This window comes from Desulfolithobacter sp. (assembly GCF_054025815.1).
On record NZ_JBPMMS010000029.1, the window covers coordinates 1 to 22,944 of the forward strand.

The 22,944-nt window shown below is 55.2% G+C and carries 22 protein-coding genes; 10 read left to right on the top strand and 12 right to left on the bottom strand.

From position 1 onward, the window contains the following. The 5 genes from ACXJJY_RS07435 to ACXJJY_RS07455 form a co-directional block, all read left to right on the top strand. On the top strand, positions 1–263 hold a 263-nt coding region (locus ACXJJY_RS07435), incomplete at its 5' end, for a hypothetical protein (protein ID WP_456386508.1). After that, positions 242–1,306 (top strand): metallophosphoesterase family protein, encoded by a 1,065-nt coding sequence (locus ACXJJY_RS07440; protein WP_456386510.1) that lies wholly within the window; start codon positions 242–244, stop codon positions 1,304–1,306. The genes ACXJJY_RS07435 and ACXJJY_RS07440, both read left to right, overlap by 22 nt. Positions 1,307–1,349: 43 nt before the next feature. Beyond that, the gene (locus ACXJJY_RS07445) at positions 1,350–3,353 is read left to right on the top strand and encodes a bifunctional DedA family/phosphatase PAP2 family protein (RefSeq protein WP_456386512.1); all 2,004 of its coding nucleotides are present in this window, start codon (positions 1,350–1,352) and stop codon (positions 3,351–3,353) included. Next, entirely contained in the window at positions 3,350–3,592 is a 243-nt protein-coding gene (locus ACXJJY_RS07450) for a hypothetical protein (protein ID WP_456386514.1), read from the top strand. The genes ACXJJY_RS07445 and ACXJJY_RS07450 overlap by 4 nt, the downstream gene beginning before the upstream one ends. A 212-nt stretch (positions 3,593–3,804) precedes the next feature. Then, positions 3,805–4,344 (top strand): MFS transporter, encoded by a 540-nt coding sequence (locus ACXJJY_RS07455; RefSeq protein ID WP_456386516.1) that lies wholly within the window; start codon positions 3,805–3,807, stop codon positions 4,342–4,344. A 55-nt stretch (positions 4,345–4,399) separates the two neighbouring features. On the opposite strand, the gene ACXJJY_RS07460 is transcribed toward ACXJJY_RS07455, so the two are convergent. The 3 genes from ACXJJY_RS07460 to ACXJJY_RS07470 are packed head-to-tail and all read right to left on the bottom strand — an operon-like array spanning position 4,400 to position 6,505. Next, positions 4,400–5,827 carry a sensor histidine kinase gene (locus ACXJJY_RS07460; protein ID WP_456386518.1) on the bottom strand — a complete coding sequence of 476 codons (1,428 nt, stop codon included), beginning with the start codon at positions 5,825–5,827 and terminating at the stop codon, positions 4,400–4,402. Then, positions 5,827–6,168 carry a winged helix-turn-helix domain-containing protein gene (locus ACXJJY_RS07465; RefSeq protein WP_456386520.1) on the bottom strand — a complete coding sequence of 114 codons (342 nt, stop codon included), beginning with the start codon at positions 6,166–6,168 and terminating at the stop codon, positions 5,827–5,829. Before ACXJJY_RS07465 ends, ACXJJY_RS07460 begins: the two co-directional genes overlap by 1 nt. Next, positions 6,071–6,505 carry a response regulator gene (locus tag ACXJJY_RS07470; protein WP_456386522.1) on the bottom strand — a complete coding sequence of 145 codons (435 nt, stop codon included), beginning with the start codon at positions 6,503–6,505 and terminating at the stop codon, positions 6,071–6,073. The genes ACXJJY_RS07465 and ACXJJY_RS07470 overlap by 98 nt, the downstream gene beginning before the upstream one ends. Before the next feature lie 444 nt (positions 6,506–6,949). Between ACXJJY_RS07470 and ACXJJY_RS07475 the strand changes: the two genes are divergently transcribed. Beyond that, entirely contained in the window at positions 6,950–7,234 is a 285-nt protein-coding gene (locus ACXJJY_RS07475) for a lipid-A-disaccharide synthase N-terminal domain-containing protein (protein ID WP_456386524.1), read from the top strand. Between the two features lies 1 nt (position 7,235). Continuing rightward, positions 7,236–8,873 (top strand): ArnT family glycosyltransferase, encoded by a 1,638-nt coding sequence (locus ACXJJY_RS07480; RefSeq protein WP_456386526.1) that lies wholly within the window; start codon positions 7,236–7,238, stop codon positions 8,871–8,873. Positions 8,874–8,951: 78 nt separating this feature from the next. Here the strand turns inward: ACXJJY_RS07480 and ACXJJY_RS07485 are convergent, their stop codons facing one another. From ACXJJY_RS07485 to ACXJJY_RS07520, 8 genes are all read right to left on the bottom strand, one after another. Then, positions 8,952–9,443: a deoxycytidylate deaminase gene (locus ACXJJY_RS07485; RefSeq protein WP_456386528.1), complete on the bottom strand. Its 492-nt coding sequence runs from the start codon at positions 9,441–9,443 to the stop codon at positions 8,952–8,954. A 154-nt stretch (positions 9,444–9,597) separates the two neighbouring features. After that, entirely contained in the window at positions 9,598–10,425 is an 828-nt protein-coding gene (locus ACXJJY_RS07490) for an alpha/beta hydrolase (RefSeq protein ID WP_456386530.1), read from the bottom strand. A gap of 234 nt (positions 10,426–10,659) precedes the next feature. Further along, entirely contained in the window at positions 10,660–12,294 is a 1,635-nt protein-coding gene (locus ACXJJY_RS07495) for a methyl-accepting chemotaxis protein (protein WP_456386532.1), read from the bottom strand. A gap of 108 nt (positions 12,295–12,402) precedes the next feature. Then, complete coding sequence (locus tag ACXJJY_RS07500) at positions 12,403–12,630, bottom strand: RND transporter (protein WP_456386534.1); 228 nt, start codon at positions 12,628–12,630, stop codon at positions 12,403–12,405. 71 nt (positions 12,631–12,701) lie between these two features. Next, positions 12,702–13,649 (bottom strand): threonine dehydratase, encoded by a 948-nt coding sequence (locus ACXJJY_RS07505; protein WP_456386536.1) that lies wholly within the window; start codon positions 13,647–13,649, stop codon positions 12,702–12,704. A 67-nt stretch (positions 13,650–13,716) separates the two neighbouring features. Continuing rightward, complete coding sequence (locus tag ACXJJY_RS07510; protein WP_456386538.1) at positions 13,717–14,541, bottom strand: pyruvate, water dikinase regulatory protein; 825 nt, start codon at positions 14,539–14,541, stop codon at positions 13,717–13,719. Between the two features lie 76 nt (positions 14,542–14,617). Beyond that, positions 14,618–14,881, bottom strand: coding sequence for a hypothetical protein (locus ACXJJY_RS07515; protein ID WP_456386540.1), 264 nt, complete (start codon positions 14,879–14,881; stop codon positions 14,618–14,620). Positions 14,882–15,066: 185 nt separating this feature from the next. Next, positions 15,067–16,098 carry an FAD-dependent monooxygenase gene (locus tag ACXJJY_RS07520; RefSeq protein ID WP_456386542.1) on the bottom strand — a complete coding sequence of 344 codons (1,032 nt, stop codon included), beginning with the start codon at positions 16,096–16,098 and terminating at the stop codon, positions 15,067–15,069. A gap of 312 nt (positions 16,099–16,410) precedes the next feature. On the opposite strand from ACXJJY_RS07520, the gene pepN reads away from it, so the two are divergent. Beyond that, positions 16,411–19,086, top strand: coding sequence for an aminopeptidase N (gene pepN / locus ACXJJY_RS07525; protein WP_456386544.1), 2,676 nt, complete (start codon positions 16,411–16,413; stop codon positions 19,084–19,086). Between the two features lie 80 nt (positions 19,087–19,166). Here the strand turns inward: pepN and pckA are convergent, their stop codons facing one another. Then, positions 19,167–20,780, bottom strand: coding sequence for a phosphoenolpyruvate carboxykinase (ATP) (gene pckA, locus ACXJJY_RS07530; protein WP_456386546.1), 1,614 nt, complete (start codon positions 20,778–20,780; stop codon positions 19,167–19,169). A gap of 130 nt (positions 20,781–20,910) precedes the next feature. Here pckA and ACXJJY_RS07535 point away from each other — a divergent pair, with 130 nt between their 5' ends. Both ACXJJY_RS07535 and ACXJJY_RS07540 read left to right on the top strand, forming a co-directional pair. Further along, entirely contained in the window at positions 20,911–21,828 is a 918-nt protein-coding gene (locus ACXJJY_RS07535; RefSeq protein WP_456386548.1) for a hypothetical protein, read from the top strand. A 511-nt stretch (positions 21,829–22,339) separates the two neighbouring features. Further along, the coding region (locus ACXJJY_RS07540) for a reverse transcriptase domain-containing protein (RefSeq protein WP_456386550.1) at positions 22,340–22,944 on the top strand (605 nt) is incomplete at its 3' end.

A 22,944-nucleotide genomic window follows, 5' to 3' on the forward strand; every position in this document is an offset into this window, starting at 1 on the left:
GATCTTTTACAACCGACAAAGGCGACAGAAAAAACTTGATTATCTTTCACCTGCTGCCTTTGAGCAAAGGTTCTACAAACAACAGCTTGTACAGGAAATTGGTGTCCACTATTGACGACCGACCTCAGAACAGCCCGGGATCAAGCTTTCCTGACAATAAAAGCAAGCCACCTTCAGTGACGGATGATGCCATACTGCTGATTCCTGCAGCCTGTAATTTCAGCAATTACAAATTGATACCATGGAAAAACTTACCCGACTGACTACGATCTATTTTCGTCGCCGGACCTGGTTCCGGCTGCTGTTGATTGTTCTTATCCTCTGTTTCTGGGCATATATTGAAATAGCCGATCTTTTTCCTATTGAAGATCATGACCTGAACTTTCAGGCCCTGCAGACCTTAGAGCAGCGGCATGAGAAAGGAACCTTCACCTTTGCCTTTCTCGCTGACGCCAAGAACAGCCCGGTCTTCAGCGATGTTGTCCGCAAGCTCAACAATGACCAGACGTTACAGTTTGCCATTATCGGCGGCGATCTGGTGCTCTATCCGGACCGTGATACCTTCCGTCAATATCTTGATCAGCGTCGTGATCTGGAAATCCCCAACCTGACTCTGCCCGGAAACCATGATGTGGCCTTCCATAACATGGATATGTACTATCACATCTTCGGGCGGATGTATTATTCCTTTGTCCTTGGTGACGCTAAATTTATCCTCCTTGATAACAGCAATGAGACGAGTCTTGGCGATGAACAGGAGGCCTGGCTTGAAAAAGAGCTTAAAGACGGACTTCAGTACAAATACCGATTCGTCTTCATGCATGTGCCGCTCTGGGATCCCAGGGATAAATCCGGGGCGCTTGTCCGCTATGCCCATGCCCTGAAAGACGCGGATGTGGCTCGCCGACTTGAGGACCTGTTTCTGCGCTACAGGGTTACCACACTTTTTACCTCGCATATTCATGCCTGGTATGACGAGACAATCCACGGGCTGCATACCATCGTCAGTGGCGGTGCAGGAGCCGAGCTGGTGGGCAAGGACCCGGAGCATACATTCTATCATTATGTCCGGGTCACTGTCGGGGAGCAGAAGGTTACCACCGAGCTGGTCAAAATAGACAAGAATATTACCTACTCCGGTATGAAAAAATATATGCATCTTGCCGGACTCTACCTTCTGACCTTTGGCAGGATCTATATGAAATATGTACTCATGGGATTTTTTATCCTGACACTTGCCGTTGACGGGATGCTGGAGTTTCTCTACCACCGGAAACATCGCAGGCTCGGCGGGGTGGAAAAATAAATTTGATTTTCGGATACATCCGGGCTGAGAAAAAACTGGAACCATGACTGAACTGCTCACCACTGTCACCACCTGGATAGCCAATCATCCAAATCTGGCCGGACTGGTCATCTTTTTGACATCCTTTGCCGAATCACTGGCGGTCATCGGCCTGCTGGTTCCCGGTGCGGCCTTGATGCTGACGGCCGGTGCCCTGATTGCCGCCGGGGCCCTGTCCTTCTGGCCAACCATGGCCTGGGCGGTCTTTGGAGCAGTGCTCGCCGATGGTCTGAGTTACTGGCTGGGTCATTATTATAAAGACAATATTCGCTCGTTGCGTATTTTTGCGAAACACCAGGATATGCTCGCCAAGGGAGAATCGTTTTTTCATCGCCATGGAGGCAAGTCCGTCTTTTTTGGCCGCTTTATCGGGCCAATCAGGCCCGTTATCCCCCTGGTTGCCGGAATGCTTGGCATGGATCCGGTCCACTTCACTTTCTACAACGTGCTTTCCGCCCTTGGCTGGGCGCCTGCCTATCTGCTGCCAGGTATGGCTTTTGGCGCCTCACTGGCTCTGGCAGGCGAAGTGGCCAAACGTCTCGCCATCTTGATCGGTGTCAGTGTCGTTGGCGGATGGATGGTCTTTTTTCTCTCCCGGAGACTCCTTCGTTTTGCTCTTAACCGTTTCCCGGCCTGGGAGGAAAAACTGATGGTGCTGCTCCAGCGTTCGCCCCTGTTGCAGCGCTGGCTGAAAGGGGGTGTCCTTGACCGGGATCAATCCGTGCTGCGGCTGCTGGTGTTGCTGGCCATGGTCTTTGTCGGCTCACTCTGGCTCTTTTTCGGCATTACTGAAGATGTGGTCACCGGCGATCCTCTGGTGCAGGTCAATCAGTCAGTCTATCACCTCTTCCAGGGCCTGCGTACCCCCTGGGGTGATACCATCATGGTCGCCATAACCATGCTCGGTGACGCCGCTGTCACTGGATCGCTGGCCCTGGCCGCCCTGATCTGGCTGCTCTGGCGAAAAGACCGCCATTCGGCGCTTTATCTCGCTATCACCGTGGCGGGAGGATTTTTCCTCGTTACAGCTGTGAAAACTCTTACCCACATTCCACGACCAGTGGATATGTACCAGGGTGCGGTTCGCTGGGCCTATCCCAGTAATCACGCCACCATCAGCGTGATCATCTTCGGCTTTCTTGCCCTGCTTTGCAGCCGGGAACTGCGCCCGGACAGGCGCTGGCTGCCGGTGAGTTTCGCTCTGGTGTTGATTACCGGGATAGGCGTGTCACGCCTCTATCTTGGAGCGCACTGGCTTTCTGATGTGGTCGGTGGCTTCTGCCTCGGCACAGCCTGGCTTATTTTGCTCTCGGTTGCCTATTTCAACCATGTCCCCACCCGTTCCTGTACCTACCGGGGGCTGTGGGCTCTCTGCCTGACGGTTCTGGTCGTGGCGGCCACCGTACACTGGTCAAGTGGATTTGACAGGAATAAACTTCGCTATGGACAGCGTCATGATGTGCGCACCATGCCGACATCTGTGTGGCAGACAGAGGGCTGGCAGCAGTTACCCGTGGCCCGGCTGGATCTGGAGGGAGAAAAAGAGCAGGTGTTTAATCTGCAGTATGCAGGGGATCTCGACAAACTGAAAAAAATGCTTCTTGCCCGGGATTGGCGGCAACCTGTTCCCCTGACCGTGGTGACAGGCCTGCGCTGGCTGCTTGCCGATCCTGATCCGTTCAGTTTGCCCATCCTGCCCCAGGTGCATGACGGCCGGCATGAACAACTGCTGCTCATACATGCACTTTCCACCAGTCCCCATGATTTACTGGTGCTGCGTTTCTGGCCGGCAGATATATGTCTTGATAATACAACACCGCTCTGGGTCGGAACGCTGTGCCGGATGACGGTGCGAAACTACATGTACATTATCAACCTGCCGCGAACAGTTGAAAATGTTTCGCCGGACGTGTTGGCACAGCATCTCGATCTTGGCCGGAAACTGGCCCGGCGACCCGGAGGAGGCAAGGTGCTTCTGCTCTACAGCGCTGTGAAGAGACAACCATGAAAACAGGTTTCCTGCCGCGTACGGTGATCATATTCGGTCTTGTGTCCTTTTTAAATGACACGGCCAGTGAAATGATCACGCCTCTGTTACCCCTGTTCCTGACCGCCACGCTTGGGGCAGGACCCGCGGTGGTGGGCCTGGTGGAAGGTGTCGCCGAGGCCACGGCCAGTCTGCTCAAGCTCTATTCCGGACGGATGGCGGACAGGGGCTGGAACCATAAGCGTCTGGTGCTGGGGTGATACTCCGTCTCCAACACGGCCCGCCCTCTGATCGGCCTGGCGCTTGGTTGGGGCTGGGTACTGGTTCTGCGGTTTCTGGACCGGGTCGGTAAAGGGTTGCGGACTTCTCCGAGGGATGCAGTTATTGCCGGGTCAATCGATGCGGCCCGGCGCGGTCGTGCATTTGGTTTTCATCGTGCCCTGGATAATGGTGGCTCCATGCTGGGCCCTCTTTGTGCCTGGTTGCTGCTGCGCAGCGGCATGGGCATGCAACATGTCTTTTTCTGGTCTCTCTTGCCGCCGGCGGGCTTGCCCTGGCCAGTGCACCAGAGGCGTTTCTTGTTCTCTGGGCCAGCGATCAGGGCCTGCAGGTTGCCTGGGTTCCTCTGTTATGGGCAGCCGCCAGTGCGGTCAAGGCCGTGGTCGCCGGACCGGCAGGGTGTCTGTCGGATCGTTTCGGCAGACTGGCGGTTCTACTGGTCGGCTGGTCACTGCGTATTGTTCTTCTTCTGGCCCTTGCCTGGTCCTGTGGCCTGACCAACCAGATTATCATCGTGTGGATGCTGTTTCTGGGATATGCTGCCGCGCTTGCGTCGACAGAAGGTGCGGAACACGCCCTGGTCGGCGATTTCGCACGGAGCCGGGAACGGGCCACGGCCTTTGGCCTCTATCACATGGTTGTCGGCCTGGCCGCACTTCCCGGGCCCTGCTCTTTGGCACTGTCTGGCAGATCTTCGGGTCAGCGCAGGCGTTTCTGCTGGACGCGCTCATAGCGGCCGGATCGATCGTTCTTCTTGTCGCAGTGCAGAAAGAGCGGAGGCTACGCGTTCAGCGGCGCTGAATTGCTGCGTTTTTTGTCTGTTTGCAGGGTTGGAAAAAAACACGGACACGGGTCCAGGACCCGGCCTCACTTTCCATGGTGATGGTGCCGCCATGCATTTCAATGATCCGTTTCACGATGGTCAATCCCAAACCTGCGCCGCCAAGAGCGGTTGAACGGGATTTTTCAACTCGGAAAAACTGATCAAAGACCCGCTCTAACTGATCAGCCGGGATGCCGGGACCGCTATTATATATTTCCAGCCATATTCTCTTGTTTTCCGTTGTGATACGACATTCAATCCGGCCATCTTCGGGATGGTTGTATTTGATGGCGTTATCGATGAGGTTGATCAGCACCCGTTTGATTTTTTCACCGTCTGCCCTTATGAAAGCGCTCCCGGGCAGCTCGAGGGAGAGTTCTATGTTGTTTGCCCTGATAATATCTTCAAATTCAGTGAAAACCGTGGCGGTGAGTTCCACTAAATCAAGTTCTTCGGGATCGCAGGCTGCCTGTAACTCCAGCGCTGACAGGTCGAGCAGATTTTTCACCAGCCGATCCATACGACAAAGAATCCTGCTTTGCTGAACAAGCTGTTTTCTGAAATTGTCGGGCAGCTCACTGAGCTGCAGCGCTTCATCAAAAAATAACCGTTGCATGGCAATGGGTGTTTTCAGCTCGTGAGAAGCATTGGCAAGAAATTCTTTCTGGTGCTGGAAAGAATTCTGCAAACGGTCAAACATGTGGTTCAAGGAAGAAGACAGCTCATAGAGTTCATCACGGTTTTTGCCGAGCGGGATTCGTTTGTCCAGGGTCTTGCCGGTGATCTCCCGGGTCAGACTGTTGATAGCGCTGATCGGTTTCAGGATGCGTCCGGAAACATAATACCCAAGCCCAACCATAACAGCGGCTGAACAAGCCAATCCGATAAGCAGGGAGATCAGCAGGTCGAAAATCTCTTCGTCCAGCTTTTCTATCGGCCGGGCTATCTGGACGAGATAGGAATGGCCTGCAATAGCAATAGTGAAAATTCGAACCCGGAACGCCACCTCGTCATTGTCATCCTGTTCCAGGTTGATGGTTTTCCCGGGCATGGTGGTGCTGACAGTATATCTGGAGCGTTTTGGGTCCAGAGGCAGATCGGTAAAGCGCACCATGTCAGAGGCATAGATGAGTTCCTGTTGTTCATTGAAAACCTTGATCCAGTATGGCCTGGTAAGAGACGACAGCATGGTGTTCTCTGTGAGGTCACTTTGCAGTTTGCCGGATTGCGGTTCAAGGCCTGAGATCAGGGTATGGGCCTGGATGTCCAGCTCCTCGTCAAGTAAATCGTAGGGCTGTTCAATCATTTCGTAGGAGACGACCAGAGAAAAAAGCAGACTTGCCACCAGGCCGCTGGCAGTAATCAACAGGGTGATTCGGTTACGTATCTTCATTAATTATCATCCCTGATTATATAGCCCACTCCGCGTACCGTCCTGATGACCTCACCCCCGGTATCCCCGATTTTGCGGCGCAGATTTTTAATGTGGACATCGATGTTGTTGGACATGGTAAAGGGATCAAAGGCATCGCCCCATACATGTTCAGCCATGCTGAAACGCGATACTGCCCGATTTCTGTTGTACAGGAGAAATTCCAGAACAGAAAATTCTTTCGGGGTGAGCTTGAGCGGCCGATCATTGAGCGTAACTTCCCTGGTTGCCGTGTTCAGGCGGAGATTCCCGGTTTTCAGTACCGATGTAACGAGCTCGTTCCCTGCTCCTGAGCAGGGCACGGATTCTGGCCAGCAGTTCAGCCTTGGAAAAGGGTTTGGCCAGGTAATCGTCAGCTCCCAAGTCAAGTCCCTTGATCCGGTCTTCAATCTCTCCTCTGGCGGTGAGCATCAGTATCGGGGTGGTTATCTTTTCGTTTCGCAACTCCAGAAGTACCCCGAATCCGTCTTTTTTCGGCAGCATGACATCAAGGATGATCAAGTCATAGGGATCGGAGAAAGCACGGTCCAGGGCTTCTTCCCCATCCATGGCCGTGTCTGTTGTGTACTGCTGCCGGTTAAGGGCCTGCCTGATCTGTTCCAGCAGTTCCGGTTCGTCGTCAACTATCAGAATTCGCATGGTTTCTCCTGAGACCACTCCATTGTCAAGTACCGGGGCCGCAGGGTGGAGCCGTAACAAAAAAAGAATCACTTTTTCGTAATGGAACTGGGAAGATAATACAACATGTCCCTGTTTCCCCGGTCAAGATAGAGAAAAAGCGCTCTTTTCTGGTGTTATGGGTCGTCTGGCGCTGTCTCATCCCCATTTGCCACCATACCAGTCTTTCATGAAGAAATGATGAAAGGCCCATGGTCCGCTGTTTTTTTCGGGTCCTCTCTTCATCATTTCTTCATCTTCCCATGGTAAAGCTCACTGCATGACAGGGGGCGACTGATTTTCTGTCCTGGTGCTTTTCTCACGACTGGCTGACCAGGACCGGATGACGATGTATGGGAGCAGCCCTGAGGGAGAGTCTTTTGATCAGGGCGATCTCACTGGAAATGACTAAGGTAACCATACGTGATGGATAAGGAAACAATCTGGCTTGTCATCGGTTTTCTGGGACAGGCATGCTTTACCTGCCGGTTTCTTGTGCAGTGGCTGGCAAGTGAGCGGCAGAAGAAGAGTATCATTCCCCTGGCATTCTGGTATTTCAGCATTGTCGGCGGAGCAATTTTGTTCTCCTATGCCGTGTACCGGAAGGATCCGGTGTTTATTCTGGGGCAGTCCACCGGACTGCTCATCTATTTCCGCAATCTTCATTTTATCAGAAAAGAGGAAAGGGTAAGGAGCTATGCCAGGGCATAGGATGGACACCAACTGGCAGTGGGTTGTTTGCTGGGCTGTTTTGTCAGGCTCGGCCCTTGTTGCAAGGCCTCCGGTGCCGGTAGATGAAACCCGTTATCTTTCCGTTGCCTGGGAAATGTGGCAGAGTAACCAGTTTCTGGTTCCCCATATCAACGGCCTGCCTTACAGCCACAAGCCACCGCTGCTGTTCTGGCTTATTCATATGGGCTGGTTTCTCTTCGGTGTCAATGCCTGGTCGGCCCGGCTGACCGCTCCGCTTTTTGGTTTTGCAGGCATACTGCTGACCATGCGGCTGGCAGCCGTGTTATGGCCTGAAAACATGGAAGTCAGGCGAGTCGTCCCCCATATCCTCCTGGGTATGTTTGTCTGGAGCCTGTACGGGACACTCACCATGTTTGACATGCTCCTTGTCTTTTTCTCTCTGCTGGCCTGGCTTGGTCTCATACAGGTGGAAAAGGAGCAGAAAGCCAGGGGCTGGTTTCTGTTCGGGCTCGCAACAGGGCTGGGCCTGCTTGCCAAAGGACCGGTAATTCTGGTGTACATTCTGCCCCCGGCACTTTTTGCGCCCTGGTGGAGCACAAATGGTGGAAACCACTTCTGGCAGCGCTGGTATGGCGGGCTTCTTGCCGCTGTTACCGGTGGCATGGTCCTTGCCCTGTGCTGGGCTTTGCCGGCGGCCCGGGCCGGTGGAGCGGAATACGGGCAAGCCATATTCTTCGGCCAGACAGCAGGTCGTGTGGTTCATTCCTTTGCACACCAGCGGCCTTTCTACTGGTATGGGGTTTTGCTTCCGGCCATCCTCTTCCCCTGGTTTTTCTGTCCCTCTTTCTGGACAGGATGCAGGCGACTCAGTCTCGATAGATCTGTACGTTTCTGTCTGAGTGCGGTGGTGCCCTCCTTTTTTCTGCTCTCTGTTATCAGTGGCAAGCAGCTTCATTATATCCTGCCTCTGCTGCCGCCGGTGGCCTTACTGGCAGACCGAGGCGTAACAGACCGGGGCGTGCAATTCTTCCGTGACCGATGGCCGATGGCCCTTTTGCTCGGTATTCTTGGTCTGGTCCTGTCTGTCGTTCCCTGGCTACCTCTGCAGGGCAGGGATGCAGTCATGCTCAAATTTCTTCCCCCCTGGATCGGCATCGGTCCCGTTATTGTGGCGATCTTTTTTCTCTTCTTTCGTCCATCCGGCACCAGGCAACATCTTCAATCTATTTCCTGGGGAATACTCCTGCTGATGGTTTTTCTGCATCTGGCGTTATACAGACCTCTGCATACCCTGTACGACGAGACAGCCCTGGCTGTGAAAATAAGCAAAGTGCAGGAGCAGGGCAGGATGGTGGCTGTATATCCGGCAGAATTATCTGATCAGTTCCAGTTCGCAGGCCGCTTGATCAGACCTCTCAAACCGATGCGCACCCTCAGGGAACAGGCTGCCTGGTCTCTCAGAAATCCGGAACAGTTCTGCCTGATATTCACCAGCGACAGGGGACACTGGCTTTTCCAGGATGGAGCTATGAAACAGCAGTTCAAGCATGGCTGGCTGATTCTCTGCTCAGCAGCTCAATTCAGTGGTGCTTATCAGCAATGGAAAAAAGGAGAGAAGCTGCTGGCACTCGATGTCTCCGTGCAAAGTCGTCGCTAGCTGTCGTCTGCCCTTTGATACATTGTGCCAGTCAGGGCGATGATGACTCTCTCGAACTTGGTCTGCATCCTGCAGGGATTACTGTGAAAAACTCAGCAGGATGGATTCCCGATCGGGTGTGAACTGGCGATAGCTGGTGTTGGATTTGTCGAGCATGATCTTGGAGGCCCGGACCGAGTCGGAATCAGCATACTTGTCGGAGAGATAGATAATCTCCCGGATGCCGGCCTGGATAATGACCTTGGTGCACTCGTTGCAGGGAAAAAGGGCGACGTAGATTCGGCAGTCACGCAGGTCGTAGGAGATGGAGTTGAGCACCGCGTTCAGTTCAGCGTGACAGACGTAAGGGTATTTCGTGTCCAGGTAATTGCCTTCCCGGGACCAGGGCAGCTCATCATCTGAGCAACCCCAGGGGAAACCATTATACCCGACACCGACGATTTTGTTCTGTGAGTTGGCCACACAGGCGCCGACCTGGGTATTTGGGTCCTTGGAGCGCAGGCCCGAAAGCAGGGCCACGGCCATGAAGTATTCATCCCAGGAAAGGTAGTCTGTTCGTTTGCCAACCATAATCGTATCCCGTGTCTGCCCTTGCGGTTTTTTTGTTCTTGTTTGCCTTTCTTTGTTTATTCAAGCGATATCTGCTTTTGGGGAGAGTTTCTTTCTATTTTTTCCCTGACGCTCCTTACCTCCTCGGCCGGTAATATACTCTTGGCCATTTGTCCTATCGTCCCTCTTTGTAAGCCTTGCGACGCCGCCGCCAGTCCGAAGCGCCGGTGACCTTGTCGACAAAGGTCTTGATGGCATTGAAGTAATAGATTCCGCCCACTGCGATCAGGGAATTGTGGTCGGCGCCGGGGACGATCTGCAGTTCCTTGGACCGGGCCCCGCAGTTGGCGTGCAGCTTCTGGGCCTGCCACAGGGGAATAAGGTCGTCCTGCTGGCCGTGGAGGATAAAGGTCGGCCTGGTCACTGACTCGATTTTCCCTCCATTGTTGAAGGTCTCCTCTTCGCCGATACCCATGGCCTCCAGGTCCAGGCCCAGGCTCCTGGCGAGCGGCAGGGTTTCGGCAAAGCCCGAATCGATGATCAGTCCTTTGATCTCGTCGTTATAGCATGAAGCCAGCTCGATGGCGCAGGCCGAACCAAGGGAGCGTCCCATGATGAAGAGCTGGTCCGTGTAGCCCTGGTCCTTCAGCCATGTCCCAAGGAAGTGGTACAGGGTGTGGGCGTCATCCAGCAGGGTGGAGGCCGTCGGGGTGCCGGTGCTCCAGCCATAACCGCGGTAATCGGTGATCAGGAAGTTCATACCCGCTTCCACGTACCGGGGACCGATCTCGTCGTAATCGGCCACGATTTCACCGTTGCCGTGGAAGAACAGAATGGTCGGTGCCTCCAACCCGGCAGAGAAGAGCCGACAGCCAATGGTGGCCTCATCATCCATCTTGACCGGAATATCGGTGGCTCCGGGCGGGATCGGGGTCTTTTCACAGGTCCGGGGATGAAACAGTATATTGAGTATTTCCGGACTGTCCAGGGGATTTGCAGTCATGGATCGCTCCAGGGTGTTCTTCGTTGTGGGGTTAAGGGCCTGGATTTTTGTACAGGCCATGCCAGAAGGAATGTCATAGTAGCCGAATCAGGCCTGCCGGTCAAATGTGAGGCTGTCGCGGTAAACAAAAAAAGCGTCCCGTCTCAATCAATGGAGGAGGGGACGCTTTAAGGCTGTCTTGCCGGGAGGTTGGTACTTTTTGTACTTGCGGGCCTGTCACCCTGTCGTAGTGCGTCAGACTCTGAAAGATTTGATCAGGACCTGGAGTTCGTCGGCCAGCATGGTCAGTTCCTGGGCGTTGTTGCGGATCTGTTCGGAGCTGTCCGAGAGGCCGGTCGCAGCCTGATTGACTTCTGCGATATCACTGGCAACTTCACCTGCCACGACGGAGCTCTGGTTGACATTTTCACTCATCTCCGTGATACCATATTTTGTCTGATTGATATTGTCGGTGATTTCTCTTGTAGTGCTTGCCTGCTCATCCACGGCCAGGGTTATGCGCTGAACAATTTCGTTGATCCGGTTGATAATGTCTGTGATGCTGGTTATCTGTTGGACCGTGTCTTCGGTTGAGTTCTGGATAAGCTGTACCGAGTCCTTGATATCGATTGATGCGTTGCTGGTTTGAGATGCCAGCTCTTTGATTTCATTGGCTACCACGGCAAAACCTTTGCCCGCCTCACCGGCGCGGGCAGCTTCGATGGTGGCATTCAGGGCCAGAAGGTTTGTCTGTTCGGAAATTTCAATGATGCTTTCTGTCACCGAGCCAATCTTTTTCGCTGCCATGCCAAGCAGATTGACTTTTTCCGATGCCTCTTGAGACTGTCTTACAGCCTGTTCGGTTATTTCGTTGGCTTCGTCGCTGTGGCGGGCGATGGAGGTAATATTATCGGTGAGTTCTTCCAGGGCTTCGGCCACTGTCAGTACGGACGAAGAGGCCTGGTCGACCGTGTTGGCGACATTTTGCATGTTGACGCTCATTTCTTCGGCAGCAGCAGCGACCGTGGTGGATTTTTCTGCCACTTGGTTGACCTGGGTGTCCATTGCCGTGGAGGTTTGCCGAAGCTCTCCGGATGAGCGGTTAAGTTTGTCGGCGTTACCTGATATTTTCCCGACAATGGTGTGGAGACTTGCGGTCATGTTGTCCAGGCTTGCGGCAATACGGCCAAGCTCGTCTTCTCCCTTGATTTCTGATTTGGATGTCAGGTCTCCCTGGCCAACTTTTTCCGCAAAAAGGTGTACCTTGTTCAGCCGGTTGCTGACTCCGAAAAGGATCTTGAAAAACAGGGCGAAGAAAAGCAGGAGCAGGATTCCTGTGGTGACCAGCAGGCTGTACAGTGACTGGATGGTGTTTTGCATGGCTTCCCGGGCCTGGTTTTCCAGTTCTTTGACCCGGTCATATATAACCTGGAAACCCTTGAAGGCAGGGCCGTCATTGATCTTGACGGCCCGGTCGATCTCGGAAGGCGTTTTGCCCTGCCGGTGCATCTCTACGGACGTTTTAATGGCGGCTATATATTTCAGGGCCGTGTCTTTTATGGCCTGGATGGCCTGGCGTTCGTCGGGGGTCAGGTCCTGTCTCTCGTATCGTTCAATGGCATCAAGCATGGCGGTTTCGTTTTTGCGGAACCGGTCCGCATATTTCTGTTGACCGCGAAGAACATGGTTCTTGAAGTTATGAATGAAGCCGCCATAACCGAATTCCGATTTTATTTTGGTCAGCAGGAGTTGGCGTTCGAGTGCCTGGTCACGGTAGTCCTGCCAGACCGAGCTCAATTTGGCGATCGACATGAATTGTATGGCGCCCAAAATCACAAGGATAAAAAATAATCCTGCGGTGAGAAGCGAAATTTTTTTCTTGATGGTCATGTGTCTTTCCTGAAACTTGTGGTTTGAGAGGAATGGAAATTCATCCAGTGTTTACCTGAAATATTGTGGCACAATGGATAGAACAAAGCAATGGATAATTGGTACCGTTCAGGAAAGGTTCCTCGTCTGGTAGTGGCGCCAGCTTTTCAGTATCAGGAAACACAGGGGCGAGCCGTGGAAAAAAAGGTCGAATATGTCCAGGGGACTGGTGAGGGTGCCGCTTTGGAGCATACGCAGTTTTTCAACAAGATGTGGTTCAGGGAAAAACGGAGCCAGGCCGAGCAGTACACTGGCGATAATGATGAGAGAAAATGGAACTCTGTCAAGCCATTTCATGGTGAACTCTCGGTGAAAAAAGATTTTTGATTATTTACGGTACTCACAAAACGGTTTGAGGAGCCGTGCATCTACTGGTTGAGCAGGGTTGCCAGCCGGGCCGGGGAAATGTTGCCGCCACTCAGTACCAGGACGATTTTCCTGCCGGCCACCCTGTCACCAAGCTGCAGGGCTCCGGCCAGGGAGGCGGCCCCGGCTTCTTCGGCCAGGTTATGGGTGTGCTCCAGCAGCAACCGGATGGCCTCCTCGATGGCCGAATCGTCCACCAGGATGAAGTCATCGAGGAGCTCGCGCATGATTCGCTGGGTGTTTTCAAAGGGAATCCGGGTGGCCAGCCCTTCGGCCATGGTTTCCATCGGCGCGGTGGTCAGCGTGCCGGTGGCCCAGCTCTTCTGCATGGCCGGGGCCTGGGCCGACTGGACACCGATCACCTGAACCCGGGGATTGATGGTCTTGGCGGCAATGGCTGTGCCGCAGGCACCGCTGCCAGCCCCCACCGGGACGATGATGACCTCCACCCCGGGCAGGGTCTCCATGATTTCCAGGCCGTAGGTACCCACCCCGTGAATCAGCAGTTCCTCGGTCGGACCGACGAAACGGCCACTCTTTTCCCGGGCAACCTCCATGATCCATTCCCGGGCGGTGTCGAAGTCACGGCCATGGAAAACCACCCTGGCGCCGAGGCCCTCCATGGCCGCCACCTTGGAGGGATTGGCACCATCGGGAACCGCAATGGTTGCCTGCAGACCATGGGCCCGGGCTGCAAAGGCGATGGACTGTCCGTGATTACCGGTGGAGGCGGTGTAGATGCCGCCTTTTCTCTCCTTGTCGCTGAGATTGGCGACCAGATTCAGGCCGCCCCGGACCTTGAAGGCGCCCACCGGTTGATGATTTTCGTGTTTGATCCACACCTCGGCGCCCAAAAGACGATCAAGAGTTGGATAATGGTGGAGCGGGGTGGGCTGGAGAAACCGGTAGACATGGGGACGGGCGCAAAGGATATCGTGCAGAGTACACATGAGGGTATTTATTTGTATGTGATGTTTGTTGCAGAAAAACGGCAGAAAGTGCAGCCGAAGTTGCCAGCTATGCCCGGCGCCATTTTTTACGTGAAATACCTACCAGCTGCGTTACCTGGACCGAAATTTCCTCGATGGATTTGCCATCGGTGTGTACCACTGGAATGCCGTAGCGCTGGTACATTTGCTCGGCCTGCTGCAATTCCCGGCTGCAGGTGGAAATGGATGCATAGCGGCTGCCGCTGTACCTTTTTTCCCGTACCCGGTGCAGAAGTTGAGGCGATGTGCTCAGTCCCACTACCTTTTCTCGGTTCCGGACCACGTCTTCGTGCAGCTGGTAGGAGGACAGGTGTTCTTCGGTCAGGGGAAAGTTGGCCACCTTGAGCCCCATATGCGTGGCCAGATAGACACTGACCGGAGTTTTACCACTGCGAGAGACACCCAGCAGGATGATGTCGGCATCATTATATTCTCTGGTCCTGGTCCCATCGTCATGGGCCAGGGTGTAGTGGATGGCTTCCACCCTGCGGCCCATGTCCTGATCGTCCATCTGCCGGTAGGCGCCCGGCTCCCGCAGAGCCTTGGTCTCCAGGCATCGTTCCAGCTTGTCGAGGAACTTGCCGTAGATGTCAAAAAATTCGACTTCAGGCACATGGAAGACTTCGCGGACCGTGTCGTCCATGATGGTGCAGAAGACCAGCGGCAGCATGCCCCCGGACTGCTCGATGATATGATCCAGGGCCTTGCGGGCGTCCTGGACATTGCGGATAAACGGGATCTTCTCCTCGTTGAATCCTATCTCGTGGAACTGGCAGAGCAGGGAACGGCCCAGTTCTTCGGTGAGTATGGCCGCCGAATCAGAGACATAATATACATCTTTAACACGCCACATGTCTGGTTCCTGGTCCGTTAAATGGTCGTTTCGTCTGGTATAGCTTCCCTGCTCTTAAAAAAACGGTGTTCTATCCCTATTGGCGCTTGTGACAGAAAAGGCAACGGTACTTCGGGGGATGGTCCTCGGGTAGCGGGGCGATTTTGTCTTTGGCGTGACACTCGCCGCAGTATTTCTCCGCTTCCTTTTTGCCCATCTGCATGAATTTTTCGTGGTTCTCGTCATGGGGCAGGTGCGCGGTGGTTTCCGGCGGCGCGTTCCAGAGAAAGAGAAAAACTCCTCCGCAGACAGCCAGAAAAACGATGTTGTAGAGTATGGTCTTGTTCCGTTTGTTTTTCATGGGGTATCTTTCGAAAATATTGTAAATCTGACCTGATATGTTGTTTTTTGTACAAAGGACAGGGGTGATTCCCAGCCTGTTAAAACGCCCCCGGGATCTTTTGCAGGGAACATTTTGCCAAGAGGCCGGTTGTCTATCATGCCTGGTGGTCCGCGGTGACGGTGGGCTATAGTATCACAGAAATTCTACTCTGTCATTTCCAGGGCCTTAAAATCAAGTAGTTTCATGCGAAGCAGGGTTATCGACAGCTCCATGAGAAGAAAATTGAGCGTGTTGGAAGCGGTGGCCAGGTGGATGATTGCCTGGTGCCGGCGCTGTTTCCCGACGATAGAGGCGATCTCGGTGGCAGGGTAGGCCGGATCGATAATTTTTCGGGCCACTGCCTCGCCGGAGACGATGGCCGGATAGATCCCCTCTCCGGTCAGTCCGGAGGCCAATCCGGCGGCTTCACCCACCAGCCAGGTCCGGTCGAACTGGTAACCGCGGTAATCAAAGCTGATGAGCGCGGCCTTGGCCTTGTGTGAGTGCAGATCCAGACCGCGGCCGGCGGCCCACTCGATCAGGGCGGCCTTGAGCCGGGATGGGGCCAGCTTGTCCCGGACCACGTAGGCGCCGACCGAGATGGTCTCCCGATGGGGAAAGATCCAGCCGTAGCCGCAATGAAACAGGTGGCTGTTGAGGTGCCATTCCATGTCCCGGTGGTGGCCCGGGATCTGGTAGTTGATGCCGATGCCAACCCGATCTAGAGGGATGTTCAGGGCCCTGCGGACAATCGAGCTGGCCCCGTCCGCCCCCACCAGATGATCGCAGCGAAATCGGAGGCGGCGACTGTCTTTTCTGGCCTCGATCCTGTGGTCGCCCACAGCGTCGACCCGAACCCCGGTGAGAATGGTCGCCCCGGCATTTCCGGCCTCCCGGGCCATCCACTTTCCCAGGGTCTCCCGGTTGACCGTGGCAATCATGGGGGTCTTGCTCCGGACCAGGGCCCGTTGCAGGTTGGAAAACACCCGCTGCTTCCGGAAACTTCGTTCTATGAGTTCTTCCGGGACCCGCCGGATCAGCCCGTCCCAGGTAATGCCACCAGCGCAGACCTTGGGGCCGATGTTTTTTTTCTGCTCCAGCACCAGGGTGTTGCACCCGGCAAGGGCCAGCTCCCTGGCACAGGCCAGCCCTCCTGGTCCGGCGCCGATTATTATGGTGTGGTAATGATCCAGCATATGGAGTCAAATAAGGTTGACGTTTACCGCTTACCGGTTGATAGTTATCTGTCCAGGCCCTGTCAAGCGCCAACATTGCGTGACAGCATTCGGGCTGGTGCAAAAAAAGATAATATCGTCTTGCCCGGGAAGAACTGTCTGCCATGGAGGGCCAGCGAGAGACCATTTTTTCACAGTGTTCGTATAAATCACGATGTTCTTTCCCGGCTCAGCCATCTTTCAATTGTGATGGACTTTCCGCAAGTCCGTCATTTTCTGGATTTTGATAGTACTCACAATGTGTTTTGTTTCTGACAACCGGAGTAACTGTACATGACAGGAGAGAAACAGCAAACAATTTACCTCAGGGACTATACGCCTCCACCTTACCTGGTTGACAGCGTTGATCTGCGGGTGGAGCTTGATCCCGACGACACCCTGGTACGCTGCCGCTTGGCCATGAGGCCCAACCCGGATTATACAGGAACACGAGAATGTGTCCTTGACGGTGAACAGTTGGAACTGGTCATGGTCAAGCTTGATCGGGTTCCTCTTTCCACGGATCAGTATTCTTTTGACCAGGGAAAATTATATATTTTTCAGGTACCGGACGAATCTTTTGTCCTGGAGCTTGAGACCCGGATCAATCCCGCGGCAAATACGGCTCTGGAAGGGCTTTATCTTTCCAACGGCAACTACTGTACCCAGTGTGAGGCCGAGGGCTTTCGCCGTATCACATGCTTCCCGGACCGGCCCGACGTGATGGCCGTCTATACCACCACTGTAGTGGCGGAAAAGGGGGCCGGCGAGGAGGTGGTGCTGCTTTCCAATGGAAACCTGGTCCTCGAAGGAGAGCTGGAAGACGGGCGCCGGTTCGCCACCTGGCATGATCCCTTCCCCAAGCCCAGTTATCTTTTTGCCCTGGTGGCCGGCCGTTTGGTCTGTCTCGAGGACTTTTTTACCACCATGTCCGGCCGCGAGGTGATCCTGCGGATCTACGTTGAGGAGCGCAACCGCGAAAAATGCGGACATGCCATGGCCTCGCTTAAGAAGGCCATGCGCTGGGACGAGGAGCAGTATGGCCGTGAATATGATCTCGATGTCTACATGATCGTGGCCGTGGACGATTTCAACATGGGGGCCATGGAGAACAAGGGGCTCAATATCTTCAACTCAAAGTATGTTCTCGCCCGGCCCGAGACTGCCACGGACAGTGATTACGACGGGATAGAAGGGGTGATTGCCCACGAATATTTCCACAACTGGACCGGTAACCGCATTACCTGCCGGGACTGGTTTCAGCTCAGCCTCAAGGAGGGGCTCACCGTTTTTCGCGACCAGGAGTTTTCCGCCGACATGACCTCGCGGCCGGTCAAGCGGATTCAGGACGTCAACGTGATCCGCTCCTTCCAGTTCCGTGAGGATGGTGGTCCCATGGCCCATCCGGTCCGGCCTGAATCCTACCAGGAGATCAACAACTTCTACACCCTGACGGTCTACAACAAGGGGGCCGAAGTCATCCGTATGCTTCACACCTTCCTTGGCCCCGAACGGTTCCGGCGCGGGATGGATCTTTATTTTGACCGTTATGACGGCCAGGCCGTGACCTGTGATGATTTTGTCCAGGCCATGGCCGATGCCGCGGGCCGTGACCTGACCGGGTTTAAAGGCTGGTACAGCCAGGCTGGCACACCGGTTCTTGATGTGGAAAAGGTCTATGATCCCGCGGCACGCAAATTTGAGCTGACCGTGCGTCAGTTCTGTCCACCCACGCCCGGGCAGTCGGTCAAAAAACCCTTTTCCATGCCGCTGGCCGTGGGCCTGCTCGATGGGCAGGGCCGGGACATGAGTCTTATCCTGGATGGAGAAGGGGAGGTCCGGGGGACTACGGCCATCCTGGTCCTGTCCGGGGAGGAGCAGCGTTTTTCCTTTACCGGGGTGGATGAGAAGCCGGTGCTTTCCTTTCTGCGTAATTTTTCCGCCCCGGTCCGGGTTCGCATGCAGAGCTCGGACGAGGAGCTGGCCTTCCGTATGGCCCATGATCGGGACCTGTTCAACCGCTGGGATGCCGGCCAGCAGCTCGGTATGAAATATCTGCTCCAGGAGATCCATGCCTGGCGGCCGGGTGGACCGGTATCTGTACCTGAACCGCTGCTGGAGTCCTTTGGCCGGATTCTCGGCGACCGGGAGGCGGACCAGGCCTTTGTCGCCCTGGCCATGCAGCTACCCACGGAAAACTGGATCAGCGAACAACTTGAGGTAATCGATCCCGAGGCCGTGTTCGAGGTACGCCTCCAGTTTCGTCACGCCATAACTCGGGCCCTGCGGGACGAGCTGCTTGACACCTGGCTTCGGCTGGAGAGCCGCGATCCCTACCGGTACAGTGCCCGGGAGGCTGGCCGCCGCAGTTTGAGAAATTGTTGCCTGGAGTATCTGCTGGTTATCGATTCCCATGGTATGGTTGATCGTGAGCTGTTGGCCCTGGGAGTACAGCAGTTTCGTAATTCCAATAACATGACAGAGGTTATGGCGGCGCTGAGAGCTGTGGTCAATGCGGATCGGGCCAGTGGCGACGCCCTGCTGGATGATTTTTACGGCCAGTGGCACGGAGACCCCCTGGTGGTGGACAAGTGGCTCATGCTCCAGGCCACCTGCAGCCTGCCCGGAACCCTGGATCGGGTGATGGAGTTGACCAGGCATCCTGCATTCAGCGAGAAAAATCCCAACAAGGTCCGGGCCCTGATCGGGGCATTCTGCCAGGGAAACCAGGTCCGTTTTCACGCCAGGGACGGCAGAGGGTATCGTTTTCTCGCCGACTGGATCCTGCGGCTTGACCGGCTCAATCCCCAGATCGCCGCCCGGCTCGTGACCCCCCTGACCATGTGGCGCCGTTATGACCAGGAGCGCCGGCAGCTTATGGAGGGGGAGCTCAAACGGCTTGAAAGGGCTAAACTGTCCCGTGATGTACGGGAAATGGTGGAAAAGAGCCTGAAGCAGCCAGGGAACTGAGTCGTCCGAAACAGGTGTATGATCAACCGGAAGGCGATATCGCTTCCCGGCTGAGCTTTTTTCGATGCCCGATGGCTGGGTCAGCCCTCTTCCACGCAGGGGCCGGCCTTACGGATTTCCGGTGAGATCTGGTCTGCGAACTGCTTGAAGTTTTTGGCAAACATGGCGGCCAGTTTGCGGGCCTGAGTGTCGTAATCGTCCGGGTTGGGCCAGGTGGTTCGGGGCCTGAGCACCTTGTCAGGTACGCCGGGGCAGTGGACAGGAACACGGAGGCCGAAAAAGGGTTCGGTTTCCGTGGGGACCTTATCGAGTTTGCCGTCCAGGGCCGCATTGACCATGGCCCTGGTGTGACTGATGGAAATTCGCTGGCCCACGCCGTATGGTCCGCTGCTCCAGCCAGTGTTGATCAGCCAGACCTGCGTTTTGTACTCATCAAGTTTTCTGCCCAGCAGTTCGGCGTAGCGCATGGGGTGCATGGGCATGAACGGTGCCCCGTAACAGGCGCTGAAGACCGGTGCCGGTTCGGTGACCCCCTGTTCGGTACCTGCCACCCGGGCGGTGTAACCGGATATGAAATGATACATGGCCTGTTCCCTGGTCAGGCAGGCAATCGGGGGCAGGACTCCGAAGGCATCGGCCGAGAGGAAGATGACCGTTGCCGGATGGCCTCCCATACCGGTGCGGCTGGCATTGGGGATGGCCGATATGTGGTAGGAACCGCGAGTGTTTTCGGTCAGTGTGTCATCGTCCAGGTCCACTCTCCGGCTGCGGGCGTCCAGGGCGACGTTTTCCAGGATGGTTCCGAATCGCCGGGTGGTGGAGTAGATTTCGGGCTCAGCTTCGGGAGAGAGCCGGATCAGCTTGGCGTAACAGCCGCCTTCGAAATTGAACACCCCCCGGTCGCCCCAGCCGTGTTCGTCATCGCCGATCAGGGTCCGGGATGCGTCTGCGGACAGGGTGGTTTTGCCGGTGCCGCTGAGACCGAAGAAGAGAGCGGTCCGTCCATCCGGGCCGATATTGGCCGAGCAGTGCATGGGGAGAACGTCTTTTTTGGGCATCAGATAGTTCATGACCGTGAAGATCGATTTCTTGATCTCCCCGGCATAGCTGGTGCCACCGATCAGGATCAGCTTCTTTTTGAAGTTGAGGATGATGAAGGTCTCGGAATTAGTTCCGTCAAGACTTGGCGAGGCATGAAAACGCGGCGCATCAATGACCGTGAATTCCGGTACATGGTTCTGTAGTTCTTCAGGGGTTGCCTGGATGAACATGTTGCGGGCAAAGAGGCTGTGCCAGCCGTACTGGGTAATGATCCGGACCGGCAGCCGATGGTTGGGATCGGCCCCGGCAAAGCAGTCCTGGACAAAGATGTCCTGGGTTTGAAGGTGTCGGGTCATACGCAGATGCAGGGCATCGAACTGTTCTTCCGAGATGGGATGATTGTTATCACCCCACCAGATTTCGTCTCTGGTAGATGGTTCCTGGACTACGAACTTGTCGTTGGCCGAGCGGCCGGTGTGATGGCCGGTGCGGACGACGATGGGGCCAAGATGGGAGAGGCGTCCTTCGTGGCGGGTGATGATTTTTTCATACAGAATAGCGGTGGGAAGGGTCCAGAAAATTTCGTTCAGGTTGGTCAGGCCATGGTGTTCCAGGCCATACCGGCTGTGTTCTCTGTGCGTTGTATCCTTCATGTTTTCGGTTTCACTCCTGGAATCGGTTGATTTGACTCACGTGTTGAGTCGATATCTGATTGTACCCGATCGCGTCTTTTATAGAGAGTAAAGATTATCAAAAATTTTGAGAAAATGGTATGGATCGATTATGACGAAAATCAGGAAAGAGGCCTTTGCCGACTGTATTGAAGAGTATCTGTGCAGTCCGGATTCGTTTGAACAGGAGCGGTTTGATGCCTCGCTCTACTCCATATATCACCAGGTGGTGTCCGGCCCCGAAGGTTGTTCCCTTGAGAAGAATGTGCTTCAGGGGCTCTGCTTCAGTGAACATATCGACATGGTCATGATTCTTTTGGCCCATGCCTTTGCGACCCTGGAGGACAATACAACCAGGGAGGAGTTTGCCAGAGCCATTGCCGGGGCCATGCAGAGTTTTGCCGAACCGCTGGCAGATGACACCTTGCCCTGTTATCCCTACCCCCATTTTCTTTTCCACGGTATCGCCTGTGCCACTTTGGACAAGGTGGTTGACCGGCTGCTGGCCAACGGTCGGATCATCCATGAAACTCTTGCCGATCGGGCCCGTTTCATGGCCATTCGTGGCGGACCGGTGGTACTGGATCACGGTGTCAGTTTACGGATGGAAGAGGGCTCGGTGGAGGATTACCTGGGAATCTGCTGTTACCTTGTCCGTTCCGATGAGGCGCGACCCCACGGGACGGATGCCACCTTTATCGCCAAGGCCTGTTTCTTCCTGGATACCTCGGAGAGGATCCTTTATGTCCTCACGGTGCAGGGGCAGCGGGTCCTGGCCGGACAGAAGAAGAGAAGCCGGGATTATGCACGGCTGGCTGCAAAAATGGCTATGGATCCCAGGGCTTATGTCCTGGAAAAAGTGTGTGGAATGGCTGTGGCTGAACAGTACGCAAAGGTCCGTGTTGTTACGCCCCGGTGCCACCCCATGTCCATCGATCACCATGAAGGATTCATGGCCCGTTATGAGCCTGTTATCCGCCAGGCCGGTATACAGGAAGAGAATGGTTGCTATCTGGAGCGTACCCTGTGATCGCTTGTGTGCCAGGCGAAGCTCTGGCGAACCTGGTGGCTGCGATGCCACCCGCGGTAATTGCCTGTTCACCGCGAAATCGCCGACCCGGCGTGTAGGGGTAACCCGAACCGTCAAGCAGGGTCGGAAAAGGCCGTAAGGTCAGATAGAGTGCAGGCCGTAACGCAAGTGAACTCGATTCGGCCTCGTTACACGATTGGCGGCGGCGACCCTCCAAGTGAATGGGGAAGCCAGCCGGTGGCACAAGGGGATAACAGGAGCGTTGTGCCGCGCCGCCCGGGGTGTTTGGAGATGGCATGTACTCAAGGGAGCGCCAGGGAACCTGGGAGACCCGGCGGAGCGGACAGGGCAGCAGGTAGCCCGAGTCCAAACAGTGGGAGGGAATGCATAACCTCCTGTCTGGCTCCGGCCGGGAGTCGGACCTGTTCATAGTAGTGATGAAGCGGGGTAACGCCCGTGGAGCGAAGGGACAGGACTTTGATCGTGTTTTCAACAATGGAGGAAGTCCCGCTTGGAGTATAGTTTGTCTCCCACTACGGTAAAGAGGGCAGGGCAGGAGTCCGGCCTGAGCCCGAAAGTCTCTCTCCTGCGAAGAAAACTGGGCCACAAGGCCAAACAAGAACCGGAGTTCCGATTCTATGCATTGTACGACCGAGTTTTTCGCCTGGATGTACTGGAATCTGCCTGGAACCGGGTATATGCCAACCGGGGAGCAGCCGGGGTGGACGGGGTAAGTCTCACGTCCATCAAGGACCGTCCCGGGGGAGTGCCCGGCCTGCTGCGAGAGATCCAGCAGGAACTGAAGGAAAAGACCTACCGGCCCCTGCCGGTGAAACGGGTCTATATTCCGAAGGCGAATGGAAAGATGCGGCCCCTGGGCATCCCGACCGTCAAGGACCGGGTGGTGCAGCAGGCGGTCCTGCTGATTCTGGAGCCGATATTCGAGGCAGACTTTGAGGACTGCTCGTATGGATTCCGCCCGGGCCGCGGGGCTCATGGCGCTCTTGCCGAGATTCGGCAAACGCTGAAGGCGGGGTTCACCGAAGTCCTCGATGCGGACCTGAGCAGCTATTTTGACACCATAGACCACGGCAAGCTGATGCAATGCCTGGAACG